At 66.3% G+C, this 14,017-nt stretch carries 14 protein-coding genes; 1 reads left to right on the top strand and 13 read right to left on the bottom strand.

The genetic code is table 11. The features are described 5' to 3' along the window. Window positions 1-4: 4 nt before the first annotated feature. From QMF22_RS08295 to QMF22_RS08270, 6 genes are all read right to left on the bottom strand, one after another. On the bottom strand, window positions 5-1,510 hold the full coding sequence (locus QMF22_RS08295) for a mannitol dehydrogenase family protein (protein WP_502846926.1): 1,506 nt from the start codon (window positions 1,508-1,510) through the stop codon (window positions 5-7). Next, window positions 1,507-2,238, bottom strand: a complete 732-nt coding sequence (locus QMF22_RS08290) for an HAD-IA family hydrolase (protein WP_283452293.1) — start codon at window positions 2,236-2,238, stop codon at window positions 1,507-1,509. The genes QMF22_RS08295 and QMF22_RS08290 overlap by 4 nt, the downstream gene beginning before the upstream one ends. Beyond that, a complete protein-coding gene (locus QMF22_RS08285; RefSeq protein WP_283452291.1) occupies window positions 2,235-3,050 on the bottom strand; it encodes a DeoR/GlpR family DNA-binding transcription regulator in 816 nt (271 codons plus the stop codon). The genes QMF22_RS08290 and QMF22_RS08285 overlap by 4 nt, the downstream gene beginning before the upstream one ends. Window positions 3,051-3,091: 41 nt before the next feature. After that, window positions 3,092-3,982 carry a carbohydrate ABC transporter permease gene (locus tag QMF22_RS08280; RefSeq protein ID WP_283452289.1) on the bottom strand — a complete coding sequence of 297 codons (891 nt, stop codon included), beginning with the start codon at window positions 3,980-3,982 and terminating at the stop codon, window positions 3,092-3,094. Further along, entirely contained in the window at window positions 3,979-4,956 is a 978-nt protein-coding gene (locus QMF22_RS08275) for a carbohydrate ABC transporter permease (protein WP_283452287.1), read from the bottom strand. The genes QMF22_RS08280 and QMF22_RS08275 overlap by 4 nt, the downstream gene beginning before the upstream one ends. A gap of 83 nt (window positions 4,957-5,039) precedes the next feature. Continuing rightward, on the bottom strand, window positions 5,040-6,380 hold the full coding sequence (locus QMF22_RS08270; protein ID WP_283452285.1) for an ABC transporter substrate-binding protein: 1,341 nt from the start codon (window positions 6,378-6,380) through the stop codon (window positions 5,040-5,042). A 256-nt stretch (window positions 6,381-6,636) separates the two neighbouring features. Here QMF22_RS08270 and QMF22_RS08265 point away from each other — a divergent pair, with 256 nt between their 5' ends. Next, a complete protein-coding gene (locus QMF22_RS08265; protein WP_283452283.1) occupies window positions 6,637-7,401 on the top strand; it encodes a DeoR/GlpR family DNA-binding transcription regulator in 765 nt (254 codons plus the stop codon). Between the two features lie 140 nt (window positions 7,402-7,541). Here QMF22_RS08265 and QMF22_RS08260 read toward each other — a convergent pair whose 3' ends face one another. From QMF22_RS08260 to QMF22_RS08230, 7 genes are all read right to left on the bottom strand, one after another. Beyond that, the gene (locus QMF22_RS08260) at window positions 7,542-8,324 is read right to left on the bottom strand and encodes a hypothetical protein (RefSeq protein WP_283452281.1); all 783 of its coding nucleotides are present in this window, start codon (window positions 8,322-8,324) and stop codon (window positions 7,542-7,544) included. Between the two features lie 29 nt (window positions 8,325-8,353). Next, window positions 8,354-8,692, bottom strand: coding sequence for a hypothetical protein (locus tag QMF22_RS08255; RefSeq protein ID WP_283452279.1), 339 nt, complete (start codon window positions 8,690-8,692; stop codon window positions 8,354-8,356). Then, window positions 8,662-9,168 carry a hypothetical protein gene (locus QMF22_RS08250; RefSeq protein WP_283452277.1) on the bottom strand — a complete coding sequence of 169 codons (507 nt, stop codon included), beginning with the start codon at window positions 9,166-9,168 and terminating at the stop codon, window positions 8,662-8,664. Before QMF22_RS08250 ends, QMF22_RS08255 begins: the two co-directional genes overlap by 31 nt. After that, the gene (locus tag QMF22_RS08245; protein WP_283452276.1) at window positions 9,165-9,512 is read right to left on the bottom strand and encodes a PadR family transcriptional regulator; all 348 of its coding nucleotides are present in this window, start codon (window positions 9,510-9,512) and stop codon (window positions 9,165-9,167) included. Before QMF22_RS08245 ends, QMF22_RS08250 begins: the two co-directional genes overlap by 4 nt. A gap of 144 nt (window positions 9,513-9,656) precedes the next feature. After that, window positions 9,657-10,598: a serine hydrolase gene (locus tag QMF22_RS08240; protein WP_283452275.1), complete on the bottom strand. Its 942-nt coding sequence runs from the start codon at window positions 10,596-10,598 to the stop codon at window positions 9,657-9,659. Window positions 10,599-10,693: 95 nt separating this feature from the next. After that, window positions 10,694-12,658, bottom strand: a complete 1,965-nt coding sequence (locus QMF22_RS08235; protein WP_283452274.1) for a M13 family metallopeptidase — start codon at window positions 12,656-12,658, stop codon at window positions 10,694-10,696. Window positions 12,659-12,844: 186 nt separating this feature from the next. Continuing rightward, window positions 12,845-13,771, bottom strand: a complete 927-nt coding sequence (locus QMF22_RS08230) for a 5'-3' exonuclease (protein ID WP_283452649.1) — start codon at window positions 13,769-13,771, stop codon at window positions 12,845-12,847. Between the last annotated feature and the right edge of the window lie 246 nt (window positions 13,772-14,017).

Below are 14,017 nucleotides of genomic sequence, written 5' to 3'. Positions count from 1 at the left end.
CAGCCTAATCGAGGGACTTCAGGAGATGTTCGAGGGTGCTCCGGGCTCCGACCGTGTGCAACAGGACGAGGGCATGGTCGTAGGCCGCCACGAAGGCGGCGTCGTCGATCAGGTCACCGAACAGGTCGCGGTCGCGCAGGAACGAGTGCGGGTCGCTCGCGTAGCCGGCGGCGTTGTGCATGACGGTGTTCTTGACGCGGTCGACGACGTCGATCGGTTCGCCCTGCTCATCGGTGCCCTCGGCGTAACGGGCCCAGCTCGCCACGATCGCGGCGGAGAGGGCGAGCTCGCCGCCTTGGGCCGACTGCTCGCGAATGACCGGCAGCAGCCACTTGGGAATGCGGTCGCTCGATTCGGCGGCCAGACGGGCCACGGTGTCGCGCACGCCAGGGTTGCTGAACCGTTCGATGAGCTGCGTCTTGTAGTCCTCGAGGTCGATTCCGGGTACCGGCTTGAGCGTCGGTGATCCTTCGCGGTCCATGTAAGCGCGCAAAAATTGGGCGATAAGCGGGTCGGCCGCGGCATCGTGTACGAGGCGGTAACCCATGAGATGCGCGAAGTAGGCGAGTCCCTGGTGGCTCGCGTTGAGCAGGCGCAGTTTCATGAGCTCGTAGGGTTCGACGTCGCTCACGAGCTGGGCGGCCGACTTCTCATACGGCGGGCGGCCGTCGGTGAAGGCGTCTTCGAGAACCCACTGCAGGAACGGCTCGCAGACGACCGGCCAGCGGTCGGCGAGACCGAAGGCCTTCGCGATCTGGGCGCGGTCGTCGTCGGTCGTTACCGGGGTGATGCGGTCGACCATGGAGTTCGGAAAACTCACCTCGGCGTCGATCCAGGCGCCGAGATCTGCGTCCTTGGCGGTGGCGAAGGCCACGAAAGACCGGCGGGCAACGCGACCGTTGTCCTGCAGGTTGTCGCAGGACATGACGGTGAACGGCGGGGTCGAGCGCTCGCGTCGGCGACGCAGGGCTTCGACGACGAGGCCGAAGACCGTCGCGGGGGCGGCATCCGCTTGCAGGTCAGCGGTGACCTGCGGGTTGCTGAGGTCGAACCGGCCGGTGACCGGGTGGATGTTGTAGCCACCCTCGGTGACGGTGAGGGAGACGATCTTCACTTCGGGGCTCGCGAGGCGTTCGATCACGGCCTCCACGTCGTCGGGAGCGAACAGGTAGTCGATGATCGACCCGATCACGCGGGCGTCGAGAGTGCCGTCCGGGTATTTCACGACGAGCGTGTACAGGCCGTCCTGCTCGAGCAGGGCGTCGCGCATGCGGGCGTCGGAGGGCATGACGCCGACTCCGCAGATGGCGTAGTCGCGGGCGAGGCCCTGCTCGAGCAGGTCGTCAATCATGAGGGCCTGGTGCGCGCGGTGAAAACCGCCAACGCCGAAGTGCACGATGCCGGCCGTGAGACCGGCGCGGTCGTAGCTGGGCACCTGCACGGTCGCGGGCAGCGACGACAGCGTCGCGTTGCTGAGCGGGGCCATGTCGGGAGTCGTGGTGTCGGTCATGGGTTCCTCATTCGTTCGGTGTGCGATTCAATCGGTGCAGCGCGGGCGGGGTCGGCGCGCAACTGCACCGCACCTCCCAGATACAGCAGGGTGCCGTCAAAGCGGATGCCGGCGAGGTCGGCCAGAACGAGGGTCGCCCCGGTGTCGAGTCCGCGCACGCCGATGCCGACAGTGAGCCCGATCTGAGCGGCCTGCGCCGACTCCACGCCGGCGTCGGCGTCTTCGAACACGACGGCGCGGCGCGGGTCGATGCCCAGGCGTTCGACTCCCAGCCGGTACGGGTCGGCGGCGGGTTTGCCGCGCGCCACGTCGTCAAACGTGACGAGGCCCACCGGGCATGGCAGCCCGGCGGCCTGCAGCCTTGCGCGGGCCACGACGGCCACGGCGCTCGTGACGATGGTGAAGCGACCGGTCGGCAGGGCCAGCAGCAGGTCGAGGGCACCGGGCAGCGCGCGCACGAGCGGGGCCGTCTCGACCTCTTTCAGCATGAGCGCGTGGTCAGCGCGGTGCACGTCTGCGGCCGGAACGAGTTCGGCGATCGTCTCCCTGGCCGGGCGGCCGTGAATGATGTCGCGATCGAAGTCGAAGCCGGGCGCGTACTCCACGGCCCACTCGTTCCAGGCCGCGGCAGCGGCTTCGTCGGAGTTGACGAGCACGCCGTCGCAGTCGAACAGCAGACCGTCGATCGGGTAGCTGCCGATCTCCGATGCCAGGCCGGCGATGCTCACAGTGTGATCTCCGTTTCGAGACTACCGGCGTCGAGGGGCTCCGCGCGCAGCACGGGCACTCCGGCTTCGGCGGCCAGGGCGAGCACAGCGTCGCCCACCCCGGCGTCGACCACGAGGTGGTCGACCTCGTCGAGCTGGGCGAATTTCACCAGTCCGTGGGTCTCCAGCTGGTCGTGGTCGGCGATGAGAACGACGGTGGTGGCGGCATCCATGGCGGCGCGCTTGATGCGTGCGGCTTTCGGGCTCGCGGCCAGCAGCTGGCCGTCCTGGGTGAGCCCGCTGACGCTGATGAACGCGACGTCGATGCGAATGTGTTCGAGCGATTCGCGGGTCCATTGCCCGGATTGCGAGTCGTCGATCGGGTCGACCGTACCGCCGAGGTTGTAGACCAAGAGTTCGGCGTTGCGGCTTGCCACGAGGGCCACCGGAATGGACGTCGTCACCACCTGCAAGGCGGCCGAGTTCGGCAGGCACACCGACAGCGCCTCGGCAATCGGCCCGGCATCGAGAAAGAGGATGCCGTGCTCCGGCAGTAGGGTCGCCGCCAGGCTGGCGACCGGGTGGGCCACAGGTTCGGGCACGGTCACCCGGTCGAGGTCATTGACCGGGTCGGCGACGCTGATGGCCCCGCCGTGCGCCCGACGCAGCAGGCCGTCATCTTCGAGCACCCGCAGGTCGCGGCGGATGGTCTCTTCGGCGACAGCGAGCGACTCGGCGAGCTCGTTCACTTCGACCCGGCCGGCGCCGGCCAGCGCGGCCAGAATGCTGGCGCGACGGTCGTCGGCGCTGCGACTCGTTGGATCCGGTTTCAATTGGGTTCCCCTGGTGTTCTCGACGACAGGTGTTCTTACAACTACTTGATGGCGCCCATGGCGAGGCCCGTGACGAGGCGCTTCTGCGCCAGCCAGCCGGCCAGGACCACGGGAAGAACCGCGAGAGTCGATGCTGCCGAGAGTACCGCGAGAAACTGCCCGCGGCCGTCGACGAAGCTGCCGAGGAACGGCGGAGTGGTGCGGGCCATGGTGGAGGTGAGCAGGCTGGCCAGGAAGTACTCGTTCCAGGCGAAGATGAAGCAGATCAGCGCGGCCGCGGCGATGCCGGGGGCGACGATGGGCATGACCACCCGTACGAGCTCGGTAAAGAAGTTCGCACCGTCGATCTGCGCCGCCTCGACGATCTCGAGTGGCACCTCGCTGAAGAACGAGCGCATCATCCAAACCGCGAGCGGCAGGTTCATGCCCACGTAGAGCACGCTCAGGGCCGTGATGTTGTCGAGCATTCCGAGGCCCTGCAGCAGCAGGTAGATCGGAATGATCGCGGCCGCGATCGGCATGAACCGGGTGGAGATGAAGAAGAACAGGGCGTCGGTCGACTTGATGATCGGGCGAATGGAGAGGCCGTACGCCGCCGGAATAGCCAGCAGCAGCACGATGACGGTGCTCATCACGCTCGCGGTGAGCGAGTTGAGCAGGTAGACGCCGAACCCGCGGTCGAGCACTTCGGTGAATCGGTCAAGGGAGAGCGCCGTGAAGATGGTCGGGGTTCGCGTCGCCGCTGCGGCCTCGGTCTTGAAAGCCGTGAAGACCATCCAGGCCACCGGAAAGAAGAATCCGAGCGTGACGATCCACGTGAAAATGGTGAGGGCCGTGCTGGTGACGTGGTGGCGCATCCGCTTGGCACGACGGCGTGGGGGTGCCGGGGTACTCGTGCGGGGTGCGGTGCTGGCTGGGGCTGCGGTGGTCATGACTTGGCTCCTTCACTGGAGAAGATCTTGAAGAGCAGGCGCAGGGCGACGCTCGCCACGATGATGGTCAGCAGAACGGTGATCACGCCGTAGGCGGCCGCCTCACCGATTTCGAGGCCCACGAAGGCGCGTTCGTAGAGCAGGTAGGAGAGGGTCTTGGTGCCGCCGGTGCCTCGGGTCATGATGGCGATCGGGTCGAAGACCTGCAGCAGCATGATGCCGCCGAGCAGCACGGCCAGCTCGATGTACTGGCGCAGGTGCGGCAGTGTCATGTGCAGAAAGCTGCGGATGGGGCCCGCTCCATCAACGGATGCCGCTTCCAGCGTCTCCTTGCTCTGGCTCTGCAGGCCGGCGAGCAGGATGAGCATCATGAACGGCGTGTACTGCCAGGTGAGCACCATGATCACGGTGAGAGCGGGGAAGTCGGTGTTCCACTGCACGGGGTCGACGCCGAGAATTGAGAGGCCCCAATTGACCATGCCGACGTTCGCGTCGAGCATGGACCACTTGAAGATGAGGGCTGCGGCGGCAGGCATCATGAGGAACGGCGTAATGACGAGGGTGCGGGCCAGTCCCTGGCCGAAGAACTTGCGGTTGAGCAGTAGGGCGATGCCGAGTCCGAAGAGAACCGAGAGCACGATCGACGAACCGGTGATGACCACGGTCGCCGAGAGGGACTGCATGAACGCGCCGCCGGTGAAGACCGTCACGTAGTTGTCGAACCCGGCGAAGCCGCGCGAGCCGGGACGCATCAGATTCCAGTTCTGGAAGGAGTAGTAGATGGTGACGAGGAAGGGAATCTGCGTCACCAGAATGGCGACGACGATGGCCGGCCAGACCAGGGTGCGGGCCAGGCGGAGAGCCTTCTTCTGACCGGCGCTCAGCTCCGGCTTCGGGGGGCGGCGAAGCGTGCGTGACGCGGCGGGGGCCGGGTCGTGCGCGGGTTCAGCCACGATCAAATCTGGCGCGGTCATCTCTGACTTCTTTCTCGTTCTCGGCGTTGAACTGACGAGGTGCGGGCGGCGCCTGGTCGACGCCGCCCGCGTTTGTGTGCTGGTTACTTTTGGGCGTCTCCGGCTTGCTGGGCAAGCTCCTGGCCCTTGTTGAGAACGTTCTCAACGGTGTCGCGACCGGCGAACACGTCGGCGATGTCCTGCGAAACCTGGTTGCCGAGGTCCTGGAACTCCGGCACTGTGACGTACTGGATGCCGACCCACGGCTGCGGGTTCACACCGGGCTGCGTCGGGTTGACCCCGAGCATGATGTCCTTGGTGATCGGTGCGAACGCCGAGGCTGCGGCGAGGTACTCCGGGTTCTCGTAGGTCGAGGTGCGGGATCCCGGGGGAACGCGCTCCCAGCCGAGGGTGGTGCCGACGAGGTTGATGTACTCGGTGCTGGTAGCCCAGCTCACGAACTCCCACGCGGCGTCCTGGTTGTTGCTGGTCTTCGGAATGGCGAGGTTCCAGGCCCAGAGCCAGCCGGATTCCTCGGTCTCCTTGACCGGGGCGTGCACGTAGCCGATCTTGCCGGCGACGGCGGAACCATCGGCCTCGATGGGGCCGGCAGCGCTCGTGGCGTCGTACCACATGGCCGCGTTGCCCTGGGAGAACAGATTGAGGCACTCGGTGAAGCCGGTCGAGACGGGGTCGGCTTCGCCGGCATCCTTCACGAGGTCGGTGTAGAACTGTACCGCTTCGGTGAACTCGGGCGAGTTGACCTCGGCGTTCCAGTCCTCATCGAACCAGCTGCCGCCGAAGGTCTGCACGACAGTGGTCAGCGGGGCGAACAGCTCGCCCCAGCCGGGCTTGCCGCGCAGGCAGATGCCGGCCACGTCGTCGGTGTTGAGGGTGCGGGCGAAGCCGGCAACCTCGTCCCAGGTGGGGTTGGTCGGCATTTCAAGGCCGGCCGCGGCGAACATGTCCTTGTTGTACATCAGGAAGGACGACTCGCCGTAGAACGGAACGGCAAAGAGGCTGTCGTCGACGGTGAGGGCCTCGCGCACGGGCGGCAGCAGGTCATCGACGTTGTAGGCGGTGTCGGCTTCGGCGAGCGGGCCGAGGTCGACGAGCCAGTCGTTCTGGCCCCAGATCGGAACCTCGTAGCTGCCGACGGTGACGATGTCGTACTGGCCACCCTGAGTGGCGACGTCCTTGGTGACGGCGTCACGCAGGTCGTTTTCTTCCATCGCGACGAAGTTCACCGTGATGTCGGGGTGGGAATCTTCGAAGGCGCCCTTGAGCTCCTCCATGTCCTTCATCTGCGGGTTGTTCACCGTGGCGAGTGTCAGGGTCACCGGGCCGTCGGCCTGCTGTGCGCCGCCTCCGGCTCCGCTGCATCCGGCCAAAAGCACACCCACCGAAGAAAAGGCGATTGCGCTGAGGGCAAGCCTTTTCTTCATGGAATAAGACTTCGTCATCTCAAACCTCTTCATCGTCGACACGTCCTTGTGGACTGGTATGTAGTTACTGTGACCCGAATGAGTGGAAAAAGCAACTCAAATTGTGGTTTTGTGACGCTTTTGTGACGAAGAATTGCCCGAATATGCATTATTTTCGCTACGAAACCACAAAAACGGATGCGGTCGGCCGGCTCCCGCCCGCCGGATTGCTAGTCTGAGGCGACGGCTGCGCGCCGTCGACTGCGAGGAGGCAGGCATGTACCCAGCGGAACGACAGGCCGCGATCATCGCGCTCGCGCAGGGCGGCACGGGCGAGATCTCCGTGGCCGTTGCGAGCGTCGCGCTCGAGGTCACCGCCGAGACCATACGCCGCGACCTCGTGGTGCTCGAACGCCAGGGCGTCATCCGGCGCCAGCACGGCGGTGCCCGCCTGGTGCAGAGCACGCCGTTCGAGATTGCCTTGGCGCAACGGCGGCTGGAGAACGCGCCACAGAAACATCGCATCGCCCAGCGTGTGCTGCAGGAGTTGCCGGAAGATGGCGTAGTGCTGCTGGATTCCGGCGCACTCACGCTGGTGATCGCATCCGTTTTTCCGGAGGACCGGCGCTTGATCGTCGTGACCAACAATCTGCCAGCGGTGCGACTGCTCTCGCGTAAACCGCTGCTCACGGTGCTCGCGCTGCCCGGTCGGGTACGCAGTGTGTCGCAGGGAGCGGTCGACGAGTGGACTCGGGCACGCATCAGCCAGCTCAACGTGGACGTCGCGTTCGTCGGCGGCAACGGCCTGACCGCCGAGGCCGGGCTCACGACGACCATTCCCGACGAGGCCGAGGTGAAGCGTGCCATGATGCTGTCGGGGCGGCGGCGGGTGCTCGCACTGACCTCGAGCAAGATCGGTCAGAACTCGTTCTGCCACGTCGCCGACGCCAATGAGTTCGACCTCATCATCACCGACGACGGGATCGACCCACGCCAGGCCCGCAAGCTGAGTGCCGCAGGGCCGGAGCTCGCGATCGTCTGACGGCGGGCATACGCTGGTCTTGGCGTTCGGGTCGCTCTCGGTTGCCGAGCCGTGAGTTTCGACCCGTTAAAACGTTCAAATCGAGCTGAAACTCACGGCTTGGCCACTTAGTCCGGCTGAAAGTCACGGCTCGGCGACGCCTAGCCTGGGAGCGCCTCGCCGGACAGCGCGAACAACCACAGCACGACCGACAGAATCACCATTGCCCAGGTGATGGCGCCCAGAAATAGGCGAGTCGACAGCGAGGGTGGCGGCGGCGAGCCGCCCGGGTCGACAATCGCATCGTCGCTCAACGAGTGGCGCGCCTGGCTCCAGATCGCCGGCACGAGCACGAGCAGCGCGGAGACGACCACGATCGGCAGCGCCGGAACGGTGAAGAGGGTGGCCGCGGAATCGCTAGCGAGGTTCAGCCCGATCGGGAGGGCCACGCCCAGTAGGCCGGCAACCACGAACATCCAGGCACGCGGGCGCACCCTGGCCAGTGACCGCAGGAACGTGGGCATCAGCACCGCGCCGACGATCACGACGACGAACATGGAAATAGTGGGCAGGTCGACGCGCACCGCCTCGCCCTGCACGAGCGGCAGCGCCGACACCGTGAAGCCGATGAGCCCCAGCACTCCGAGACCGGCCCGCAGGCCCACTGCGTTCACTGCGGGCTGCGGCAGGGCCGCCAGTCTCAGCTCGGCCGCGTAGCTTTTGGGTCTACCGAAACACTCTTCGGCGCTCATTCCGGCATCGGCGAGAAACTCCCGCGCACTGGCGAGGGCATCGCCGATGTCGCGGCCAGGCACGCCGAGTAGCCGCAGTTCGATGGTGAACTCGTCGAACCAGGTGGCGTCGTCCATCGCGGCCGCGGTCGCGTCGTCAGAGTGGATGCCCGCGCCGGCGTTGTCAGGATCGTGCGGGTCGCTGGTCATCATGTCGAGCCTTTCACTTGCTGTATTTCGCATTACTGGCCCGGGTAGAAGGCGAAGGTGAGCACGACGCTGACTGCGCCATAGAACACCAGCATCCAGTTGAGGGTGATGATCGACAGGCGCAATTTCAGCGAGGGGCGCGGATCGAGCTCGGCACCCGGCTCAACGATCGGGTCAGGCCTCAGGGTATGGTGCACCTCGTTCCAGATGGGCGGCGCGATCAGCAGAATTCCGGCTCCAATGGCGATCGGCAGCGCCGGAACAGTGAACAACACCGCCTGGCCCTGCCACACGATGAGGGCAAAGAGACCGCCGCCGACAATCATCAATCCGAGCGCGATCAGCAGCACCCGGGTTGGACGCTCGCGCACCAGCGCGGTATGAGTAGCGGCACTAGCGCCAGCGCCAGAATCATCCCGGCCAGCGACAAGAGCATCCACACCTTCACGACCAGGAGATCGTCGCCACCCGCGAGGGGAAGGACCGCTTGCGCCAGCACGACCAGCCCGACCGCCCCCATTCCGCTGTTCAGCAGCAGATTGCCTTTCGCGCCCTGAGCCAACGGTACGGTCGGCAGGTCGAGTTTCGCGGCGTAACTTTTGGGGCTGCCGAACGATTCGTCGGCGCGCGCGCCGGAGTCGATGAGAAACTCCCGAGCGCTCGCCACGGCATCGCCGATGGCGTCGCCGGGCACGTCGAGCAGGCGGAGTTCAAGGGTGAGCTGCTCGAGCCAGGCGGTAGTGGTGGCCTCACGCTCAGTCTCAGCCAAACGGATTCCGGCGGCGCGGGCATCCGCTTCGGCGCTGCCGGACATGCTGTTGTCGGGATCACGCGGGTTGCTGGTCATAATGATTCGGCCGGGCCTTTTTGCAGATGGTCGTGCACGGTGGTGGAGAAGAGCTGCCAGTGGGCGGCCTGGTCAGTGAGCTCCTGTTGCCCGTCGTCGGTGAGCGAGAAGTATTTGCGCCCGGGTCCCCCGGCGCCCGGTCGCCATTCGGCGGCGATCCAGCCGGCCGTCTCAAAGCGGGTGAGCAGCGGATACAACGTGCCGCCCTTGATGGCGCCGAACCCCGCAGCTTCGAGCGCGGTCGCGATCGCATACCCGTAGGTCGGGCCGGGCGCGAGCGTTCGAAGCACGCAGAGGCTGAGTGCCGCGCGCATCCAATCGGCCGGCCAGGGTTTCGGTTGCATGACTACATCGTCTCACTAGTTAGTCAGGCTGTCTACTCGCGTGGCCGCCCCGGCACCCTGCACCCCAGCACTCAATCGCGCCCTCCGCGGCGCCGCGCCGTGAGTTTCTGCCCGTTGAATCGTGAGCAGAGTCACCGGTCGCGGTCAGTGCACGTACTCCAGCAGATCGGCCCCGACCGCGCGCATACCATCGAGCACTGCGAGCCGGGTCATCAGCTGGGCGTCGTCGAACACCATCGACACCGCGTAGGTCACGCCGGCACGCGGACCCCGCAGGACTCCCACCTCGCTGCGCACCCCCGCAGCCGTCCCGGTCTTGTTGACCATGAGCAGCCCGTGGTCGCTTTCGCGGTGGGCCAATGGATCGAGCCCGAATGCACTGGCCACGAGCGACAGATCGGTGTTGAGCGATAGCCAGCCGATCACCCGCGCGCTTGTCTCGGCGTCGACGATCTCGCCGCGGGCGAGCGCGGTGAGCAGCCAGGTGAGTTCCTTGGCGCTGCCCACGGACAGCTGTGGGGCGTCGTCCGGCCCGCGCTGGTCGCGCACCAGGTCGAGCAGCGCCGTGCGACTAAGACCCAGTTGCTCGGTGCGAGCGCGCACCGAGTGCAGCCCGACGGTACGAATGAGTACGTTCGTCGCGAGGTTGTCGTTCGTTGCGCCGACCAGGGCCGCGAGGTCGGAGACGCCGAGGCGTGAAATCTGCAGGTGCTGCCAGATGCCGGAATCGCCCACGGCATCCGCACTCAACCGTTCGAGCATTGTGGCAAGACCGAATTCGGCGTCGTTCAGACGCGCGGCCACTTCGATCAGCAGCAGCAACTTGCCCACGCTCGCCGTCGGCATCGACACGTGGTCGTCGACCGAGAACAGCACGCGTCCGGTCGACAGATCGGTCGCCCGCGCCGAAACCTGTACCCCGCCCAGGGCGAGTTCTCCGAGGGACGCGAAGCCGCGGGTGAAATCCTCAGGCTTGTCCGTCGTGCGGTGCTTGCCGCCGGGGAGTGCGGCGTGGCGAGAACGGGCTGTCACAGCATCCGCTCGGCTGGAGGTAGCGCTGTCGCCATCGCGCCTGGAATAGACCACTGGGTCGACCCTCTCTTCGGCAAACGCCCCGCGCTGGCCTCATCCCCGGCTCAGAAGAACCTGCTCCACACTAACCCCCGACAGGGACGACCGGGCTACCAAATGGTGACGCGCTTCTCGGGAGCGAGGTAGAGGGCATCCGCTTCGCCCACCTGGAACGCCTCGTAGAACGCGGGAATGTTGCTGACGATCTGGTTGCAGCGAAACTCGTTCGGCGAGTGCGGGTCGATGGCCAACAAGCGGATGGCCTCAGCGTCGCGTAATTTCATCTGCCACGCCTGGGCCCAGGAGAGGAAGAACCGTTCGGCGCCGGTGAGGCCGTCGATAACCGGCGATTCTTCACCGTTCAGCGAGAGCAGGTAGGCCTTCCAGGCGATGGACAGCCCGCCCAGGTCGCCGATGTTCTCGCCGATGGTGAGCGCGCCGTTCACGGTGTTGCCCGGGATAGCTTTCGGTTCGAGGCCTTCGAACTGGGCGATGAGCGCCGTAGTGCGCAGCTCGAAAGCGGCCTTGTCGTCGGCGGTCCACCAGTCGATGAGGCGGCCGTCGCCGTCGTACTTGGAGCCCTGGTCGTCGAAGCCGTGGCCGATCTCGTGGCCGATGACCGCGCCGATCGCACCGTAGTTGGCGGCCGGGTCGCGCGCGTCGTCGAAGAACGGAAACTGCAAAATGGCGGCCGGAAAGACGATCTCGTTGAACCCGGGGTTGTAATAGGCGTTGATGGTCTGCGGGGTCATGAACCATTCGTCGCGGTCGAGCGGCTTGCCGATCTTGCCGAGCTCGCGCTGAAATTCGAACTCACCGGCGGCTTTGACGTTGCTGATCAGGTCGTCGGCATTGATTTCCAGGCTCGAATAGTCCCGCCACTTCACCGGATAGCCGATCTTCGGCGTGAATTTGCTCAGCTTCTCGAGGGCTCTCGTGCGTGTTTCTTCGGTCATCCACTCGAGGGTGCTGATGCTGTTCTCGTAAGCCGCGACCAGATTGGCCACGAGCACGTCCATGCTCTCCTTGGCGCTCGGCTTGAAGTGGCGTTCCACGTAGATGCGGCCGACGGCCTCGCCGAGGGCGCCCTCCACGAGCGAGACGCCGCGCTTCCAGCGGTCGCGCAGCTGCGGGGTTCCGCTCAGGGTGCGACCGTAGAAGTCGAAGTTCGCCTCGACGAATTCACCCGACAGGTACGCAGCGCTCGAGCGGATGACCTGCCAGCGGAGCCAGTCCTGCCACGACTGAAGGCGGTCCTCGGTGAGGGCAGCAGCGAGGCCGACGATGTAGCTGGGTTCGCGCACGACGACCTCGTCGAGGGCCCCGGCCGGGGCATCGAGGCCGTCCAGCCAGAGGTCAACGTCAGCGCCGGCGGCGAGCGCCGACACCTGGTCCCAGGTGCGCAGGTTGTAGGTCTTCTCGCTGTCGCGGGTGCTGACCTTGTCCCAGTGGTGCGAGGCGAGTTCGGTCTCAAGCTCGAAGACGCGCGCTGCCCGGTCGGCGGCGTCGGCGAAACCGGCGAGGGTGAACATCCGCTCGAGGAATTCTTGGTATTTGGCGCGAATGTCGGCGAACTTCTCATCGCGGTAGTACGACTCGTCGGGCAGACCGATGCCACCCTGGGCGATGAAGACGAGGTATCGCTCGGGGTTGCCCGGGTCGTTGTCGACGTACAGCTGGAAGGCGCCGGCGACGCCGCCGCGTTCGAGGCGGCCGAGGGTGGCGAGCAGTTCGGAGATGGTGGTGACCGCGTCGACCGCCTTCAGGTCTTTCTCCAGCGGGGTGGCACCGAGCGCTTCGATGCGCTCCTCGTCGAGGAAGCTCGTGTAGAGGTCACCGAACTTGCGCTCCAGGGTGCCGGCCGGCGCGGTCTGCGCCTCGACGATGATCTCCCGCACGGCCTTCTCGGCGTCTTCGGCGAGCATCATGAACGAGCCCCAGCGTGCCTTATCGGAGGGGATCTCGCTGCGCGCGATCCACTTGCCGTTGACGTGCCGAAAGAGGTCGTCTTGCGGGCGCACCTCCGGGTCAAGTTCGTCCTGGTTGATTCCGGATGCAGTCGCCAGCTCAGTCATGGGTTCAGCCTATCCGGGTGGGGTGACAGGTTGCCTTGCAGCGGGGCCAGAACTACCCCAACCCACAGGCATTAACACCCACCTCCTGCCTCAGACAGGTTGACAACTACCGAATGGGCGTAGCGCGCACCCGTTTGGGGCGCGGTCCTGGCCGGCGGGCCCGCATCCGCTCGCCGACAGCGACTTCTACGAGCGGATGCGCGCGGCCAGCGCCTCGCGGGCGCGCGTCATCGATGCGCCGAGACCCCACTCAGCCGAGAGTCGCTCGAGCTCGGCCGCCTGAGCGGGCGTGCTCGAGCGGATGCGCGCGTCGAACGCCGGCCACTCAAGGTCGCGCACCACGTTCACCACTGCGGGGGCCACCTTCAGGTAGTCGGCGGCGGCGAGGATCTTCGCCCGAATGGAAGCCCCCATCACGGTTTCCGGGTCGGCTGCAGCCGCGACGATGCCAGCGAGGTCGCCCCAGGAGGCCAACAGGGTCGCGGCGGTCTTCTCGCCCACGCCGGCGACTCCGGGCAGCCCGTCGGAGGCGTCGCCGCGCAGGGCGGCGAAGTCCGCGTATTGCGCGGGGGTGACGCCGGTCTTGGCGGCGAGGGAGGCATCCGTCAATGTTTCGAGACGGGCCATGCCGCGGCCGGTATAAATGACCCGCACCTGGCGGGAGTCGTCGACGAGCTGAAAAAGGTCGCGGTCGCCGGTGATGATGTCGACCGGCATCGCCGCGTGTGAGGCCAGGGTGCCGATCACGTCGTCCGCTTCGTGGTGCGCCGCGCCGACGATGGGGATGCCGAGGGCAGCGAGCACCTCGCGGATGATCGGAACCTGGGGAGTGAGCAGATCGGGCACGACTTCGATCGCGGGGTCGGCATCCGTTGCCGGTTCGGCGGCGACCCGGTGCGTCTTGTAGGTAGGGATGAGGTCGACCCGCCACTGCGGGCGCCAGTCGTCATCCCAGCAGGCCACGATCTCGGTCGGCTCGAACTCGGTTGTGAGCCGGGCGATCATGTCGAGCAGCCCGCGCACGGCGTTCACCGGGTCGCCGTTCGGCGCCCGAACGGTGTCGGGCACGCCGAAGAACGCTCGAAAGTAGAGGCTGGCCGTATCGAGGAGCATGCGGCGCTCGGGTTGAGAGGTCACGGCGAGCAGTTTGCCACAGCAGGCCGGTGTTGCGGTGGGCGCGCCGGTTCGGGTGGTCGCTACGGTAACCGTACGTAGCGCGCACCGAACCCCGGGCCGGTCATCGACGAGTAACTCTTGGGCGCGCCAGCTGCCGGTGAGCGCGCCAGCTATAGGTGGAGCGGTGACCCACAACTGGCGCGGTGAACCACAGGGGCCCCACAGATGGGCGCGGCCACGGGG

The organism is Cryobacterium sp. PH31-L1 (assembly GCF_030063145.1).
GTDB lineage: Bacteria > Actinomycetota > Actinomycetes > Actinomycetales > Microbacteriaceae > Cryobacterium.
Note: the sequence above shows the minus strand (reverse complement) of the source record. Positions and strands in the feature narration are given on the sequence as shown.

Coding starts and splice junctions, on each gene's coding strand:
- QMF22_RS08265 (WP_283452283.1), top strand. CDS start 6,637: ATGTACCCAGCGGAACGACAGGCCGCGATCATCGCGCTCGCGCAGGGC.
- QMF22_RS08230 (WP_283452649.1), bottom strand. CDS start 13,771: ATGCTCCTCGATACGGCCAGCCTCTACTTTCGAGCGTTCTTCGGCGTG.
- QMF22_RS08235 (WP_283452274.1), bottom strand. CDS start 12,658: ATGACTGAGCTGGCGACTGCATCCGGAATCAACCAGGACGAACTTGAC.
- QMF22_RS08270 (WP_283452285.1), bottom strand. CDS start 6,380: ATGAAGAAAAGGCTTGCCCTCAGCGCAATCGCCTTTTCTTCGGTGGGT.
- QMF22_RS08245 (WP_283452276.1), bottom strand. CDS start 9,512: ATGCAACCGAAACCCTGGCCGGCCGATTGGATGCGCGCGGCACTCAGC.
- QMF22_RS08275 (WP_283452287.1), bottom strand. CDS start 4,956: ATGACCGCGCCAGATTTGATCGTGGCTGAACCCGCGCACGACCCGGCC.
- QMF22_RS08250 (WP_283452277.1), bottom strand. CDS start 9,168: ATGACCAGCAACCCGCGTGATCCCGACAACAGCATGTCCGGCAGCGCC.
- QMF22_RS08260 (WP_283452281.1), bottom strand. CDS start 8,324: ATGATGACCAGCGACCCGCACGATCCTGACAACGCCGGCGCGGGCATC.
- QMF22_RS08280 (WP_283452289.1), bottom strand. CDS start 3,982: ATGACCACCGCAGCCCCAGCCAGCACCGCACCCCGCACGAGTACCCCG.
- QMF22_RS08295 (WP_502846926.1), bottom strand. CDS start 1,510: ATGACCGACACCACGACTCCCGACATGGCCCCGCTCAGCAACGCGACG.